The following is a 13,162-nucleotide window of genomic DNA, read 5'->3' as shown; positions in this document are numbered from 1 at the left end:
CAAGGAGCCCTCCCCGTGGAACCTACCGTGGGGCCAGGTTGACGTGCGGCGGCCGGTCGGGGCCCCGCACCCGAGGCACAGGATGGAACGTGGCAGCGTGAGCGAGATGCGTGCGGCCCTTTACGACCGCTACGGCCCGCCGGAGGTGCTGTACGTGGGCCGGGTGCCCACTCCCGCCCCCGGCCCCGGCGAGGTGCTGGTGAAGGTGGGCGCCGCCAGCGTGAACGGCGGCGAGCTGACCGGCCGGGCCGGGCGCCTGCGGGTGGTGACCGAGCGGGCCGGGGGCGGGTGGCCCCGGCGGGTGGGCATCGACTTCGCCGGCGAGGTCGCCGACCTGGGCGGCGGGGCCGGCGGCGGATGGCGGGTCGGCGACCGCGTGTGGGGGGTGCTCCCGGCGTCGCTGCTGGCGCGCGGCTGCGCCGCCGAGTACGTCGCCGTCCCCGCCGACCGGATCGCCCCCGCGCCCGCCGGCCTCGACGTGGTGGAGGCCGCGGCGCTGCCCGCCGTGGGCACCACCGTGATCACCGCCCTGCGGGACAAGGCCGGCCTGGCCGCCGGGGAGCGCCTGCTGGTGCGCGGTGCCGCCGGGGGCGTGGGCAGCGCCGCCGTCCAGCTCGGCCGCGCCTACGGCGCGCACGTGACCGCCCTGGCCGGCGCCCACAACCTGGACTTCGTGCGGGAGCTGGGCGCCGACGAGGCGCTGGACCGCCGGGCCGTGGCCCCCGGCGACCTGGGCCGGTTCGACGTCGTCCTCGACACCGTGGGCACCGGCCTGGCGGCCTGGCGCAGGCTGCTGATCCGGCGGGGGCGGATGGTGACGGTCAGCGTCGACCCCGACCACCTCCTCGCCTCCCTGGGCTACATCGCCGCCTCGACGGTGTTCGGCCGCCGTCGCGTGCGGTTCTTCCGCGGCGACCCCGGCGGCGAACTGCTGGCCGAGCTGACGCGGCTGGTCCAGGACGGCGCACTGCGGCCGGTGGTCGACACGGTGTACCCCCTGGCCGACATCGCCAAGGCGCACGCGGCGCTGGAGGCCGGGGGCGTGCGCGGCAAACTGGTGGTCCTGATGGCGTGAGGGCACCCGCCCGTCCCCGCGCCGGCCCCCTGGACCCGCGCCCCTACGGCCGGGCGGGACGGCCGCCCCCGCCGCCGCTCCGGCGGGACTCCATGGCGGCGGCCAGGCCGCCGTCGTAGGCGCTGGCGGGTGGCATGGCCGCGATGACGGCGGCGGCGCGGTCGCGCACGGCCGACTCGGCGAGCCGGTCGGTGGGGATGTAGAGGGCGTCGGCCTCGATCGCGGCGAGGGTCTGTTCGCCGACGGCGTCGGGGTCGCGGCCCAGGGCGGCGGCCGCGGCCGTGCCGGCGGCCACCATCTCGCCGATGCGCTCGCGGTCGCCGGGGTCGACGCTGGCCGCCGGTGCGTGGCGGACGCTGTTGGCGGCCACCTGGGTGGCGACCAGGCCCGGGATCAGCACCGAGGCGCTGACCGGCGAGCCGAGGTCGGCCAGCCCGCGCCGCAGCGCCTCGGTCAGGCCCACGACCGCGAACTTGGAGGCGTGGTAGGTGTAGCCGGAGCTGCGCTCGGGGAACACCGCCAGCCCGGCGGCGGAGGCGGTGGTGACCACGTGGCCGGGCGCCCCGCGCTCCAGCATGGCGGGCAGGAAGGTCTGGACGGTGTTGTTGACGCCCTCGAGGTTGACGCCGACCACGTAGTCCCAAGTGGAGTAGCGCAGCTCCCGGTCCAGGGGCTGGAAGACCCCCAGGCCGACGCCGGCGTTGGCCACGACGAGGTTGACCGCGCCCAGGTCGGCGCCGATGCCGTCCGCCGCGGCGGCCATGGCGGCGCGGTCTCGGACGTCGACGCGGCGGGTGGCCACGCGTGTCATGGGCGACAGCTCCGCTGCGGCCGCCTCCATGGCGGCGGGGTCGATGTCGAGCAGGGCCAGCGCGGCGCCGCGCCGGGCAAGCGCGCGGGCGATGCCCAGGCCGATGCCCTGGGAGCCTCCGGTCACCACGGCGACCGTGGCGGAGTCGATGAGCACACGCCCTCCCAATTTTTATAGCGTCTCTAAAATCAGATTAGCTCCAGTTTCCGGGTCGGTCTACAGTTGTGCCATGGCGGGACTACGCGAGCGCAAGAAGCAGGCCACGCGGGAGAACATCCTGCGCGCGGCCTTCGGCCTCTTCCTGGAGCGGGGCTATGAGGCCACCTCGGTCACCCAGATCGCGGAGGCGGCGATGGTCTCCCCGGCGACGTTCTTCACCTACTTCCCCACCAAGGAGGACGTCGTCTTCGTGGACCTGCCCGAACGCGTGGCCGCTTTCAGCGAGGCCCTGCGCGGCAGGCGCCCCGGCGAACCCGTGCCCGACCTGATCCTGCGGGCGTTCGAGGAGGTCGCGGCCACCGGTCCGCTCGCCGCGACCGGCGGGCTGCTGGCCGGCCGGGGCGCGGTCGTGGTGGCCTCGCCCGCGCTGCGCTCGGCGGCGGTGGGCCGGGTCTTCGAGGTGCAGCGCCAGTGGGGCGAGGTGCTGCACGAGGCCGCACCCGAACTGCCGGCCCGGCGGGCCCGCGCCGTCATCGGGGCCGTGGTGGGGGCGGCGGTGGCGGCGGCCATAGACGAGGTGGAGTCCGGCGGCGCCGACGTCGTGGGGGCTGCGCGCGAGGCCGTGCGCACCGCCGCGATCGCGGCCCGCCCCGACTGAGACGGCGCGGGCCGGCCGGTCCGCGCCCGCTCAGCCGTGGTGGGCCAGGCCCCGGTGGGCGTCCTCGGCGCCGGTGTGGGGCTCCACGTGCACGGTCACCGCGCCCAGCCGGGGCACCGCCGCCATGAGGGCGCGCTCCACCTGGTGGGCGATGCCGTGGCCCCGGGCCACGCTCAGCCCCGCCGCCACGGCCACCGACAGCTCGGCGCGCAGGCTGTGGCCGATCCAGCGCATGCGCACCTCCGACACCCCCGCCACGCCCGGCACGGCGGCCGCCGTGCGCTCGCACAGCTCCACCCCGGCGGGGTCGACGGCGTCCAGCAGCCGCGCGCCCACCCGCTTGGCCGCGCCGTAGGCGACGAACGCGATGGCCACCGCCATGGCCAGGCCCACCAGCGGGTCGGCCGCCGGGAAGCCCAGCGCCACCCCCGCCGCGCCGCCCACCACGGCCAGGCTGGTGAACCCGTCGGCGCGGGCGTGGGCGCCGTCGGCCACCAGCGCGGCCGAGCCGATGCGCCGCCCCACCCCGATGCGCCAGCGCGCCACCAGTTCGTTGCCGATGAATCCGACCACCCCGGCGGCGGCCACCGCCCACAGGTGCTCCACCGGCCGGGGGTCGGCCAGCCGGTGCAGCGCCTCATAGCCGGCCAGGACGGCCGAGGCGGCGATGACCGCCACCACCGCGACCCCGGCCAGGTCCTCGGCGCGGCCCAGGCCGTAGGTGAAGCGGCGGCTGGCCGCCCGCCGACCCAGGACCAGGGCGATGCCCACCGGGACGGCGGTCAGGGCGTCGGCGAGGTTGTGGACGGTGTCGCCCAGCAGGGCCACCGAGCCGGTGGCGGCGACGACGGCGGCCTGGGCGGCGGCCGTGGCCATCAACGCGACCAGGGACCACACCAGCGTGCGCACCGCCAGGCGGCTGGACTCCAGCGCGGAGTCGAAGCGGTCGGCGGTGTCGTGGCTGTGCGGGGTGAAGGCGTGCAGCAGCCGCGCCAGGAGCGCGCCGCCGCGCCCGTGCCCATGGCCGTGTCCATGCCCGTGTCCGTGGTGGCCGCCGTGGTCGCGGCGGTGGTGGGAGTGCTGCTCGGCCATGGCGGACGCCTTTCACGGAAACGTCGGAGGGCGCCCCCGGTGTTGCGGCGGGCGCGGCGCATCCGACATTATGCAAACGTGCACGCGCATGACAACAAACCGGGTCGGCCCCCCGAGGGCAGCGACGAGCAGTACGGCGCCGCCGCCGAGGTCCTGGGCCTGCTGGCCGACCCCACCCGGCTGCACCTGCTGCGGCTGCTCACCGTCGAGCAGGACGTCTCCACCCTGACCGCCCAGGTGGAGGCGTCGCGCTCCTCGGTGTCCCAGCACCTGGGCCGGCTGCGCCTGGCGGGGCTGGTCACCTCCCGCCGCGAGGGGCGCCGGATGCTGTACCGCATCACCAGCGGCCACCTCACCGCCCTGGTTGAGGAGGCGCTCGGCTACGCCTACCACGCGGTCCACGACATCCCCCACCACCGCCCCGCCCCGCCGCCTCAGGCCGGCGGCGCCGGCTGACCCGCGCCCCCGCCCCGGCGCGGGGCGGGGGCGCGGCGGGGCGGGAGCCCCGGCCGCCGGGGGCTCGGTCAGCGGCGGCCGCCGCCCGGTACGGTGCCGGGACCCTGCTTCTCCACGGGCAGCCACAGGTGCCCGGAGCCGAGGTCGGGCTCCTGCTCGTCCGCCACGGCCACCAGCGCGGGGCCGGGCGCGGTGCGGTAGCCGGGGTGGGCCGGGAACCACTCGGTGTAGACCGCCCGCCACAGCGCCTGGAGCCCGTGGGGGAACCCCACTCGCTCGAAGGGGAACACCGCCCACGTGGTCGCGGGGACCTCCAGGCGCTCCATCCCCTCAGGCGTGGGGGCGGTGGTGGCGGCGGCGACGTAGTAGTCGATCTCCTCGCCGAAGTCCCCGCCCTCCTCCAGGGCGACGCTCACCGACAGCGCGCCGCGCGGCTCCTGGTCGCTGAGTTCCTCCAGCCGCTGCCAGGTGGCGTCGTCGACCGCTTCGGTGAAGGCGATCATGTCGGGGTTGGGGCCCTCGGCGACGGTGGGGATCCGCGTTCGCGGTCCGACCAGGGCGAAGGCGTCCTTGTCGAGGATGCGGTAGCGCATCTGGGTGCTCCCTTCGACGGTGAGGCGGAAGGCCAGGCGCGACTGGGAGACCAGTGCGGCCCCGGTGCGCCGGGCCTGGCCGGGGGTGATGCCGTGGACGGAGTGGAACGCCCGGGTGAACGCCTCGGCCGAGGAGTATCCGTAGGCGACGGCGATGTCGAGCAGGGGCCGGTCGCCCGCCATCACCTCGGCGCCGGCCAGGGTGAGCCGGCGCCGCCGCGCGTACTCGGCCAGCCCCATCCCCGCCAGCGCGGCGAACATCCGGCGCAGGTGGTGCTCGGAGGTCAGCGCGGTGCGCGCCATCGCCGCCACGTCCACCGGACGTGCCGGGTCCTCCTCGATGTGCTCCAGGGCCTGGTTCAACCGGTCCAGCATCGCTTCCCCCTTCGTTCGCCACCGACGCTAACGAGCGGGGCGCGAGCGGTTCCCGACCGTTGCCGCGCACCTTCGATCAAGCCGGAGCCGACGGGGAACGGAGCCGGCGGGCGGGGGTCACGCCCCGGTGCCCGCCTGGCCGCTCACGGGGCGGGCGGCCGCGCGGCGCGGTCCTCGGACGGGCCGTGGCCCTTCCCGGCGGCCCGGCTCTGGTCAGGGCGCCACGATGCGGTCCACCGCCGCCTCGACCAGGCGCTCGCGCTCGGCCTCGGTGAACACCTCGGGCAGTGTCAACTGCTCCACGATCAGCCAGTTGAACGCCAGGTAGAGCAGTTTGACGGCGGTGGCGTCGCCGGGCAGGCCGGACGCCTGGTGGTAGGCGACGTTGGCCTCAACGTCGGCGCGCACCCGCTCGGTCAGCACCGCGCGCAGGTCGGGCCGGCGGGTGGCCTCCAGCCGCAGTTCCAGCAGCGCCAGGTAGCCGGTGCGGAAGGCGCTGATGCGCGCCACCAGTTCGCGCATCAGCGCCGCGTAGGTCTCGCGGTCGGGCGCGGCGGAGCGCTGGCGGGCGATGGTGGCGTCGTCGGGCTGCAACCGCTCATAGACCCGCGCCCCGGCCTGGGTGAGCAGGTCGTCGCGGTTGGCGAAGTAGTTGGAGGCCGTGCCCACCGGCACCGCGGCCTCGGCGTCCACCGCGCGGAACGTCAGTCCGCGCGCCCCCTCCTTGGCCAAAACCTCGATCGCCGCGTCGACCAGGGCCGCTCTTCGCTCGTCGTTCCTGCGCACCATCGCTCCGCCTTCGGCTCGTTGACCACTGCGCGCAGAGTACTACAGTTGACGACGCCGGGGCGGCGGTCCGGCGGGCGGAAAAACCGGAGGCGCCGCCCGGCCGCGCGGCGTAGCCTCGCGCCCATGTACGAGCACGCGGACCACTTCGGCGAGGACGTCGCCGCCGACTACGACGCCTCCTCGGCCGACATGTTCGCCCCCGAGGCGGTGGAGCCCGCCGTGGACGCACTGGTGCGGCTGGCCGGCGGCCGGCGGGCCCTGGAACTGGGCATCGGCACCGGGCGCCTGGCCCTGCCGCTGGCCGCGCGCGGGGTGGGCGTGGACGGCATCGACCTGTCGGAGGCGATGGTGGCGCGGCTGCGCGCCAAGCCCGGCGCCGAGGAGATCGGCGTGACCCTCGGCGACTTCGCCACCGCCCGCGCGCCCGGCCGCGACTACGGCCTGGTCTACCTCGTCTTCAACACCATCATGAACCTGACCTCCCAGGACGCCCAGGTCGACTGCTTCGTCAACGCCGCCGCGCACCTGGCGCCCGGCGGCTGCTTCCTAGTCGAGGTGGGCGTGCCCGACCTGCGCCGGCTGCCACCCGGCCAGAACGCCGTGCCCTTCCGCACCGACCCCGGCAGGTGGGCGGTGGACGTCTACGACGTGGCCACCCAACAGATGAGCAGCAACTACCTGGAGGTCGACGGGGGACGCGGCACCTACCGCTCGGTGCCCTTCCGCTACGTCTGGCCGGCCGAACTCGACCTCATGGCGCGCATCGCCGGGCTGCGCCCGCACGCGCGCTGGGCCGACTGGTCGGGCGCGCCCTTCACCGCCGACAGCACCTCCCACGTCTCGGTGTGGCGCAAGCCCGAGGCGTAGCCGCGGAGCAGCCGCCCGGCCGACCCGCCTTCCTGACCCCTACCTGGGTTGAGGTGGCTGGCTCCTCGGCGGGCGGTGCGCGGAGGAGGTCCGCGCGGTGGCCGGGTGCGCCCGCCGCGTCGCGGCGAGCGCGCCCCGTCCTCAGGCGGGCTGGACGATGACCGTGCAGAGGCGCTTGGTGGCCCGGGTCAGGGCCACGTACAGGTCCCTCTCCCCGCCGGGGCGGGCCGCGGCGATCCCCTCGGGGTCCACGACGACGACTCCGTCGAACTCCAGGCCGCGCGCCTCGGAGGCCGGCACGACGCGGGCGTGCTCGGCGACGCCCCGGGCCGCCAGTTCGCTCACCCGGGCGTCCGCGCAGACCACCCCCAGCAGTTCGCCCGGGTGCGCGCCGCTCTGCGCGCGGAGTTCCCGCAGGACGGCCGCGGCCACCCCGTCCAAAGGAGCGGCCACGGTGCGGGGGCGCTCCCCGCCGCGCAGCGACCGGGTGGGCCGCTGGTCCGGGGCGATCCGCGTGAGCAGGTCGCCGACGCTCTCCAGGATCTCCCGCGTGGTGCGGTAGCTGACAGTGAGGTCGTGCAGTCTGAACCACGGCCCGACGTGGGGGCTCAGCGCCTCCTTCCAGTCGCGCGCGGTGGCGACCGGGCCCGCCTGGGCGAAGTCGCCCACCAAGGTCATCGCCCGCGCCGGGCAGCGGCGCACGATCATCCGCCACTGCATGGCGGTCAGCTCCTGCGCCTCGTCCACGACGACGTGCCCGTAGGTGCGCTCGGGCGGGCCGTCGACCAGGCTCGCGGCCTCGTCCAGCAGCGCCGCGTCGGCGTCGGTCCAGGGGTCGTCCGGACGGCGCAGCAGCAGGGACCGCTCCCGCGCGGTCAGGCGGGGCAGGTGCTCGGCGAGGGCGGCGGGGTCGGCCAGCAGCGCGTTCACGAGGTCGCCGGGTTCCAGGCGCGGCCACAGCGCCTCGACCGCGCGGTCCACGCCGGCGTCGCCGAGGAGGTCGGCCCGGACGGCCTCCACGTCAAGTTCGTGGGCCGGACCCGCGTCGGCCTCGCCTTCGGCGCGGGGCTGGTCGGCGCCGGTGAACCGGTCGAGGTCCATGCCCGTCATCTCGGCGGCCTCGGCGTCGATCCGCTCCAGGAGGTCGCCCATGTCGCGCCGCAGCGCGTCGGTCACGGCGTCGACCAGCAGCTCCGTGAACACCCGGCGCGCGGGGTTGTGCCCCGGTACGGCCGACACGGCGGCGTCGCGCGCCGCGGCGACCTCCGCGCCGGACAGGTGGACCGGTTGCCGCCCCACCCGCAGGGTGAAGCCGCCGGCGGGGGCCTGGTATGTCCGCAGCAGGCCGGCCAGGGCGCCGGCGAGGTCGGCGCCGCCCTTGAGGCGCGCCGTGTCGAGCGGGGCCGCCGCGTCCGCCGCCACTCCGGCCAGTTCCCCGCAGGTCGCCAGAACGACGTCGTTCTCCCCCAGCGAGGGCAGGACCTGGGAGATGTAGTCGATGAACCGGTCGTTGGGCCCCACCACCAGGACACCCTCCTCGGCGGCGCGCGGGAACGCGTAGAGGACGTAGGCCGCCCGGTGCAGGGCGACCACCGTCTTGCCGGTGCCGGGGCCGCCCTGTACCACGGTCACCCCCCGGTGGGCGGAGCGGACGATCGCGTCCTGCTCGGCCTGCAACGTCGCGACGGCCGCCTGCATCCGGCCCGTGCGCCGGGCCGCCAACGCCTCGGTCAGCGGGCCGTCGCCCACGACGTCCTCGTCGGTCGGGGCACTCCCGTCCAGCAGTTCGTCGCTCACCGACACCACCGTGCGCTCCTCCAGGCGCAGGTGCCGGCGCCGCCGCAGGCCCATGGGGTGCACCGGTGTGGCCTCGTAGAAGGGCCGCGCCGCGTTCGCGCGCCAGTCCACGAGCAGCGGCAGTTCGTCCTCGTCCCGGCGCAGCCCGATCCGCCCGATGCGCAGGGCCGTGCCGTCCGCCCAGTCGACGCGGCCGAAGACCAGGCCCTTCTCGGCGCCCTCCAGTCGGCTGATCTCCGTGGCCAGGCGCCCGGCGGCGGTTTCCCTCTCGTATGCCTCGGCGGCGTTCTCCGCCGGGGTCGTCAGCACCTGCGCGCGGCGCGCCCGCGCCTCGGAAATCCGCTCGGTGAGCAACGCGTACAGGGAGGACACATAATCCCGCTCCGACGCAACCTCGCGCACGGCGGGATCATTCACATTCGACAAGAGTGGGCTCCTTCGATTCGAGCCGCACCCTACAATCGGCGATCCCGGAAAGATAAGTCTTGACTTAATCGGCGGAGTTCGCCTCCGCCGCCGAGTGCGCGCACCGGACGGCCAGCGAAGGGCGGTCAGGTGCGCGCAGGTGAGAGCATCGCCACACATGCCGGGCCAACGAGTGCCCGTCCGCGGTGAATCCGCAACAGGCGTTCAGGTGTGCGGTTCATCGCCCTCTTTCCCGCCGCGGTCCATAAGGGGCCGAGGCGCAGAGGCGAATTCACGACGGCCGACCGCGCGTATCACGCATTCCGTCGTTCCTTATACCGATAACCGTGCCCCCGGCGCCCTACCTGCCTTGTAGGCGAGCCCACCCCTGGACCCAACGCTGCATTCCGCGCCCAGATAAAGGGAGGAGCGAGCTTGCCGGGGTACTCGGGCTGCGCCGATTCGGTGTGTCCCCCCGAAGGACAGCGGTGCCCAGCCATGCCCCTCCGTCCGGGCCGCCGTGTCCCACCGCCCGGATCCGGTGCGTCCCCCGGCCGGCCGAGACGCTCGCCCTCCCCACCCCACCGGTGCGCACACCGGGCGATCCCGCAGGTGGGCCGGCCCCTGTTACCTTCTTCCGGCGGCACTCGTCAGAGGAGCGACGGCCGAAAACGAACGGTCGTCACACCGACGAGTGAATCGAGAACCGTATGCTCACCGACATCATGTACGTGACGGTCTACGTCACCGACCAGGACCGCGCGCTGGAGTTCTACACCGAGGGGCTCGGTCTGGAAAAGCAGATCGACTTCCCCGGCCCCGACGGACGCTTCCTCACCGTCGGCGTTCCCGACAGCCCGGTGCAGATCATCCTGTGGTCGCACGCGGCGGCCGCCGGGCAGCCGGGCGACCCGGGCGCGCCCGGTCCGCTGATCCTGCGATCCGACGACCTTCGGAGGGATGTCGAGGTCATGCGCCGCTACGGCGTCACCTTCGAGCAGCCCGAACCCGTGGACTATCCGTTCGGGACCCGCATCGAGGCGGTGGACCCCGACGGCAACCGGGTCTCGCTCCGTCAGCCGCGCAAGCCGTGACCGCCCACCCCTCCGGCTTCGTGACCGAGGCGTTCGAGGCCCAGCGCGATCGGTTGCGCGCCGTCGCCTACCGTGTGCTGGGCTCGTACGCCGACGCCGAGGACGTGGTCCAGGAAGCCTGGATGCGCCTCGTCCGCCAGGACGAGGCGGCCATCGGGAACCTGGCGGGGTGGCTGACCACCGTGGTCGGCCGCGTCAGCCTGGACCTCCTGCGATCGCGCCAGGCCCACCCCGAGACCGCCTACGGGCAGGAGTCCGCGGACCTCGCGGTGACGCCCGCCGACGGCCCCGCGCCCGACGAGCAGGCGGTGCTGGCCGACTCGGTCGGCCTGGCCCTGCTCGTGGTGCTTGACTCGCTCACCCCGGGCGAGCGCCTCGCGTTCGTCCTGCACGACATGTTCGGCGTGCCGTTCGGCGAGATCGGCCAGATCCTGGGCAAGTCGGCCGACGCCGCCAAGATGACCGCCAGTCGCGCCCGCCGGAAGGTCCGAGCCACGGACCGGCCGGCGGGCCCCGGCCCCGAGCACCGGGAGGTCGTCCACGCCTTCCGGGTCGCCGCCCTCGGCGGCGACTTCGAGGCGCTCCTGCGCGTCCTGGACCCCAACGTGAAGCTGACCGTCGACACCCCTGACGGCGTGGTCGTCACCCTCGGCGCCACCAAGGTCGCCGCCGGCGCCCGCATGTTCTCCGGCGAGGTCGCCCGCCAGCGCCCCGTACTGGTCAACGGCGTCCCCGGCCACATGTCCTGGCGCTCCGACGGGACCCCGCTCTCCGTCATCGCCTTCACGGTCGCCGAAGGGCGGATCACCGGCATCCGCATCGTCGTCGACCCGGCCAAGCTCGCCGCGATCCCGCTGACCGCCCCGGCCTGAGCCGGAGCCCTCAGGGCACGGCCGGACGAGACCGGGCGGCGGTCCGCGCAAACGCGGGGGAGGGGGAGGCGGCGGCCCGGTGCCCGGGGGCGCCGGGCCGCCGCGAAAACCCGTTGGCGGGCCGGCGCGCCCGCTGCTAGCGTGCCCGAGGCCGTGCCGGTGAACGAGGAGGTGGTACCCGTGAACGCAGCGACGACATGGGTGCTCCCCTTCGGGGTCACGGTCGGGCGGTAGGCCGTCCGGGAGCGCCGTTCCGAAGCACTCCCGAAAGGCACGACCGTGCGCTTCACCTCGAAACGACGCCTGGACGACGGCGTCCTCGAACGCGACTTCACCCTCGACGGCATCCCCGGCATCCTGTGGACGCCCGGCGCCTCCCCTTCCCCTGCCGCGCCCGCGCCGCTGGTGCTGGTCGGCCACCCCGGCGGGCTGCACCGGATGCGCCCCCGCGTGGCGGGGCGGGCGCGGCACTACGCGGCGGAGCACGGCTTCGCGGCGGCCACCGTCGAGATGCCCGGGGCCGGCGACCGGCCCCCGATGCCCGGCGTCGAGCGGGCCCGCGCCGACCTCCTGCGGGCGAGGGCGGCCGGCGAACCGGTCACCGAGGTCGTGGACCGGCTCGTCCTCCCCATGGTCGACGCGGCGGTCCCCGAGTGGCGGGCCGCTATTGACGCCCTGCTGGAGCTGCCCGAGATCGGCGGCCCGGTGGCCTATGAGGGGGGAGTCATCGCCGTCGGCGTGCGGCTGGCGCTGGTCGAGCCCCGCATCGCCGCCGCCTGCCTCTTCGCCGGGAGCTTCGTGCCCGCCGCCACGTTCGCGGAGGCCCGGCAGGTCTCCATCCCGCTGCGGGTCCTGGTGCAGTGGGACGACGAGGGCAACGACCGCCAGGCGGCCCTGGAGCTGTTCGACGCCTTCGGCTCCGCGGAGAAGTCCCTGCACGCCAACCTGGGCGGGCACACCGGGGTCCCGCAGTCGGAGATGCACGAGGGGGCGCGGTTCTTCGCCCGGCACCTGAGGTGAGGTCCGGTCCGCCGCACCGGCGGCGGCCCGGCAGGAGCCCCGCACCTCCCGATTGACACCGCTCCATGTGTAGTACTACGTTCATAACACTTCAAACGTAGTACTACACATGGAGCCCCGTATGCGCGCACTCGTCTACTACGTCGCCCTCACCCTCGACGGCCGCATCGCCGGCCCGCGCGGCGAGTTCGACTTCTTCCCCGTGGGCGACCCCGAGCAGGCCGCCGCCTACGCCGGCGCGATCAACGCGCGCTACCCCGAGACCGTCCCCACCGCCTTCCGCACGGCCGCCGGAGTGGCCGAGGAACCCAACCGGCGCTTCGACACGGTCGTCATGGGCGCCGGCACCTACCGCCTCAACCAGGAGTCCACCGGCGTCACCAGCCCCTATGCCCACCTGCGCCAGTACGTCGTCTCCTCGACCCTGGCACCGGACACCGACCCGGCGGTGACCGTGACCGCCGACCCCCTGGCCCTGGTCCGCAGCCTCAAGGCCGAACCGGGCGCCGACATCTGGCTGTGCGGCGGCGGCCGCCTCGCCGGCGCCCTGCTGCCCGAGATCGACGCGCTGATCCTCAAGACCTACCCCGTGGTCGCCGGCGCGGGCGTGCCCGCCTTCGACGGCGGGTTCGACCCGACGGCGTTCACGGTGACCGAGCGCGCGGCCTTCGCCAACGGCGCCGCCGTGACCTGGCTCGCCCGCCGCTGAGGCGAGCGCCCCCGGGCGTTGACCTCACCCCCGGTCGGGGTCCTATCGTGCGGACCGAGGCGGCAATTCCTCTTCGGTCCTGGGGAGCAGGCTGTGATCGTCACCATCGCCAAAGTCAGTGACCCCGAGCGGTTCCTGGAGGTCTTCGCGACCGTCGGCGCGCGCAAACGGGCCGAGCACGGCTGCCGGGGCGCCCGGGTCTACTTCGACCCCGACGACCCGCACCGCGCGTGGTCGGTCTTCGACTGGGACGCCGAGGACTACGCGGGGTTCCTCGCCGACCCGGAGGTCCCGGCCATCGCGCGGGCACTGGCGCTCCAGTCGCCGCCCGTGCACGCCACCGCCGCGGTCGAACTCGACACCTGAGCGCGACCGGCGGCACGCGCGCGG

The 13,162-nt window shown here is 75.1% G+C and carries 14 protein-coding genes; 9 read left to right on the top strand and 5 right to left on the bottom strand.

Annotated elements, in window-relative coordinates:
- The first annotated feature begins 106 nt into the window (after positions 1–106).
- Positions 107–1,075, top strand: a complete 969-nt coding sequence (locus LG943_RS03320; RefSeq protein ID WP_270070804.1) for an NAD(P)-dependent alcohol dehydrogenase — start codon at positions 107–109, stop codon at positions 1,073–1,075.
- Positions 1,076–1,118: 43 nt separating this feature from the next.
- Here LG943_RS03320 and LG943_RS03315 read toward each other — a convergent pair whose 3' ends face one another.
- Positions 1,119–2,042, bottom strand: coding sequence for an SDR family NAD(P)-dependent oxidoreductase (locus LG943_RS03315; protein ID WP_270070661.1), 924 nt, complete (start codon positions 2,040–2,042; stop codon positions 1,119–1,121).
- 73 nt (positions 2,043–2,115) lie between these two features.
- Here LG943_RS03315 and LG943_RS03310 point away from each other — a divergent pair, with 73 nt between their 5' ends.
- Positions 2,116–2,703, top strand: coding sequence for a TetR family transcriptional regulator (locus LG943_RS03310; protein WP_270070660.1), 588 nt, complete (start codon positions 2,116–2,118; stop codon positions 2,701–2,703).
- A 30-nt stretch (positions 2,704–2,733) separates the two neighbouring features.
- On the opposite strand, the gene LG943_RS03305 is transcribed toward LG943_RS03310, so the two are convergent.
- A complete protein-coding gene (locus LG943_RS03305) occupies positions 2,734–3,795 on the bottom strand; it encodes a cation diffusion facilitator family transporter (protein WP_270070659.1) in 1,062 nt (353 codons plus the stop codon).
- Positions 3,796–3,873: 78 nt separating this feature from the next.
- Between LG943_RS03305 and LG943_RS03300 the strand changes: the two genes are divergently transcribed.
- Positions 3,874–4,251 (top strand): ArsR/SmtB family transcription factor, encoded by a 378-nt coding sequence (locus LG943_RS03300; RefSeq protein WP_270070658.1) that lies wholly within the window; start codon positions 3,874–3,876, stop codon positions 4,249–4,251.
- A gap of 68 nt (positions 4,252–4,319) precedes the next feature.
- Here the strand turns inward: LG943_RS03300 and LG943_RS03295 are convergent, their stop codons facing one another.
- Both LG943_RS03295 and LG943_RS03290 read right to left on the bottom strand, forming a co-directional pair.
- Positions 4,320–5,219 carry an AraC family transcriptional regulator gene (locus LG943_RS03295; RefSeq protein WP_270070657.1) on the bottom strand — a complete coding sequence of 300 codons (900 nt, stop codon included), beginning with the start codon at positions 5,217–5,219 and terminating at the stop codon, positions 4,320–4,322.
- Between the two features lie 213 nt (positions 5,220–5,432).
- Positions 5,433–6,005: a TetR/AcrR family transcriptional regulator gene (locus tag LG943_RS03290; protein ID WP_270070803.1), complete on the bottom strand. Its 573-nt coding sequence runs from the start codon at positions 6,003–6,005 to the stop codon at positions 5,433–5,435.
- Positions 6,006–6,131: 126 nt separating this feature from the next.
- On the opposite strand from LG943_RS03290, the gene LG943_RS03285 reads away from it, so the two are divergent.
- Positions 6,132–6,875 carry a class I SAM-dependent DNA methyltransferase gene (locus LG943_RS03285; RefSeq protein ID WP_270070656.1) on the top strand — a complete coding sequence of 248 codons (744 nt, stop codon included), beginning with the start codon at positions 6,132–6,134 and terminating at the stop codon, positions 6,873–6,875.
- Between the two features lie 141 nt (positions 6,876–7,016).
- On the opposite strand, the gene LG943_RS03280 is transcribed toward LG943_RS03285, so the two are convergent.
- A complete protein-coding gene (locus LG943_RS03280; RefSeq protein ID WP_270070802.1) occupies positions 7,017–9,089 on the bottom strand; it encodes a HelD family protein in 2,073 nt (690 codons plus the stop codon).
- A gap of 698 nt (positions 9,090–9,787) precedes the next feature.
- Between LG943_RS03280 and LG943_RS03275 the strand changes: the two genes are divergently transcribed.
- From LG943_RS03275 to LG943_RS03255, 5 genes are all read left to right on the top strand, one after another.
- Positions 9,788–10,171, top strand: a complete 384-nt coding sequence (locus tag LG943_RS03275; protein ID WP_270070655.1) for a VOC family protein — start codon at positions 9,788–9,790, stop codon at positions 10,169–10,171.
- Positions 10,168–11,043: a sigma-70 family RNA polymerase sigma factor gene (locus LG943_RS03270; protein WP_270070654.1), complete on the top strand. Its 876-nt coding sequence runs from the start codon at positions 10,168–10,170 to the stop codon at positions 11,041–11,043. Before LG943_RS03275 ends, LG943_RS03270 begins: the two co-directional genes overlap by 4 nt.
- Before the next feature lie 279 nt (positions 11,044–11,322).
- Entirely contained in the window at positions 11,323–12,063 is a 741-nt protein-coding gene (locus tag LG943_RS03265) for a dienelactone hydrolase family protein (RefSeq protein ID WP_270070653.1), read from the top strand.
- Positions 12,064–12,184: 121 nt separating this feature from the next.
- Entirely contained in the window at positions 12,185–12,772 is a 588-nt protein-coding gene (locus LG943_RS03260; protein WP_270070652.1) for a dihydrofolate reductase family protein, read from the top strand.
- A 93-nt stretch (positions 12,773–12,865) separates the two neighbouring features.
- A complete protein-coding gene (locus LG943_RS03255; RefSeq protein ID WP_270070651.1) occupies positions 12,866–13,138 on the top strand; it encodes an antibiotic biosynthesis monooxygenase family protein in 273 nt (90 codons plus the stop codon).
- The last annotated feature ends 24 nt before the right edge of the window (positions 13,139–13,162 follow it).

Source organism: Streptomonospora mangrovi (assembly GCF_027604915.1).
Taxonomy (GTDB): domain Bacteria; phylum Actinomycetota; class Actinomycetes; order Streptosporangiales; family Streptosporangiaceae; genus Streptomonospora; species Streptomonospora mangrovi.
This window is presented reverse-complemented; position numbering and strand designations above follow the sequence as displayed.

Coding starts and splice junctions, on each gene's coding strand:
- LG943_RS03320 (WP_270070804.1), top strand. CDS start 107: ATGCGTGCGGCCCTTTACGACCGCTACGGCCCGCCGGAGGTGCTGTAC.
- LG943_RS03310 (WP_270070660.1), top strand. CDS start 2,116: ATGGCGGGACTACGCGAGCGCAAGAAGCAGGCCACGCGGGAGAACATC.
- LG943_RS03305 (WP_270070659.1), bottom strand. CDS start 3,795: ATGGCCGAGCAGCACTCCCACCACCGCCGCGACCACGGCGGCCACCAC.
- LG943_RS03295 (WP_270070657.1), bottom strand. CDS start 5,219: ATGCTGGACCGGTTGAACCAGGCCCTGGAGCACATCGAGGAGGACCCG.
- LG943_RS03285 (WP_270070656.1), top strand. CDS start 6,132: ATGTACGAGCACGCGGACCACTTCGGCGAGGACGTCGCCGCCGACTAC.
- LG943_RS03275 (WP_270070655.1), top strand. CDS start 9,788: ATGCTCACCGACATCATGTACGTGACGGTCTACGTCACCGACCAGGAC.
- LG943_RS03260 (WP_270070652.1), top strand. CDS start 12,185: ATGCGCGCACTCGTCTACTACGTCGCCCTCACCCTCGACGGCCGCATC.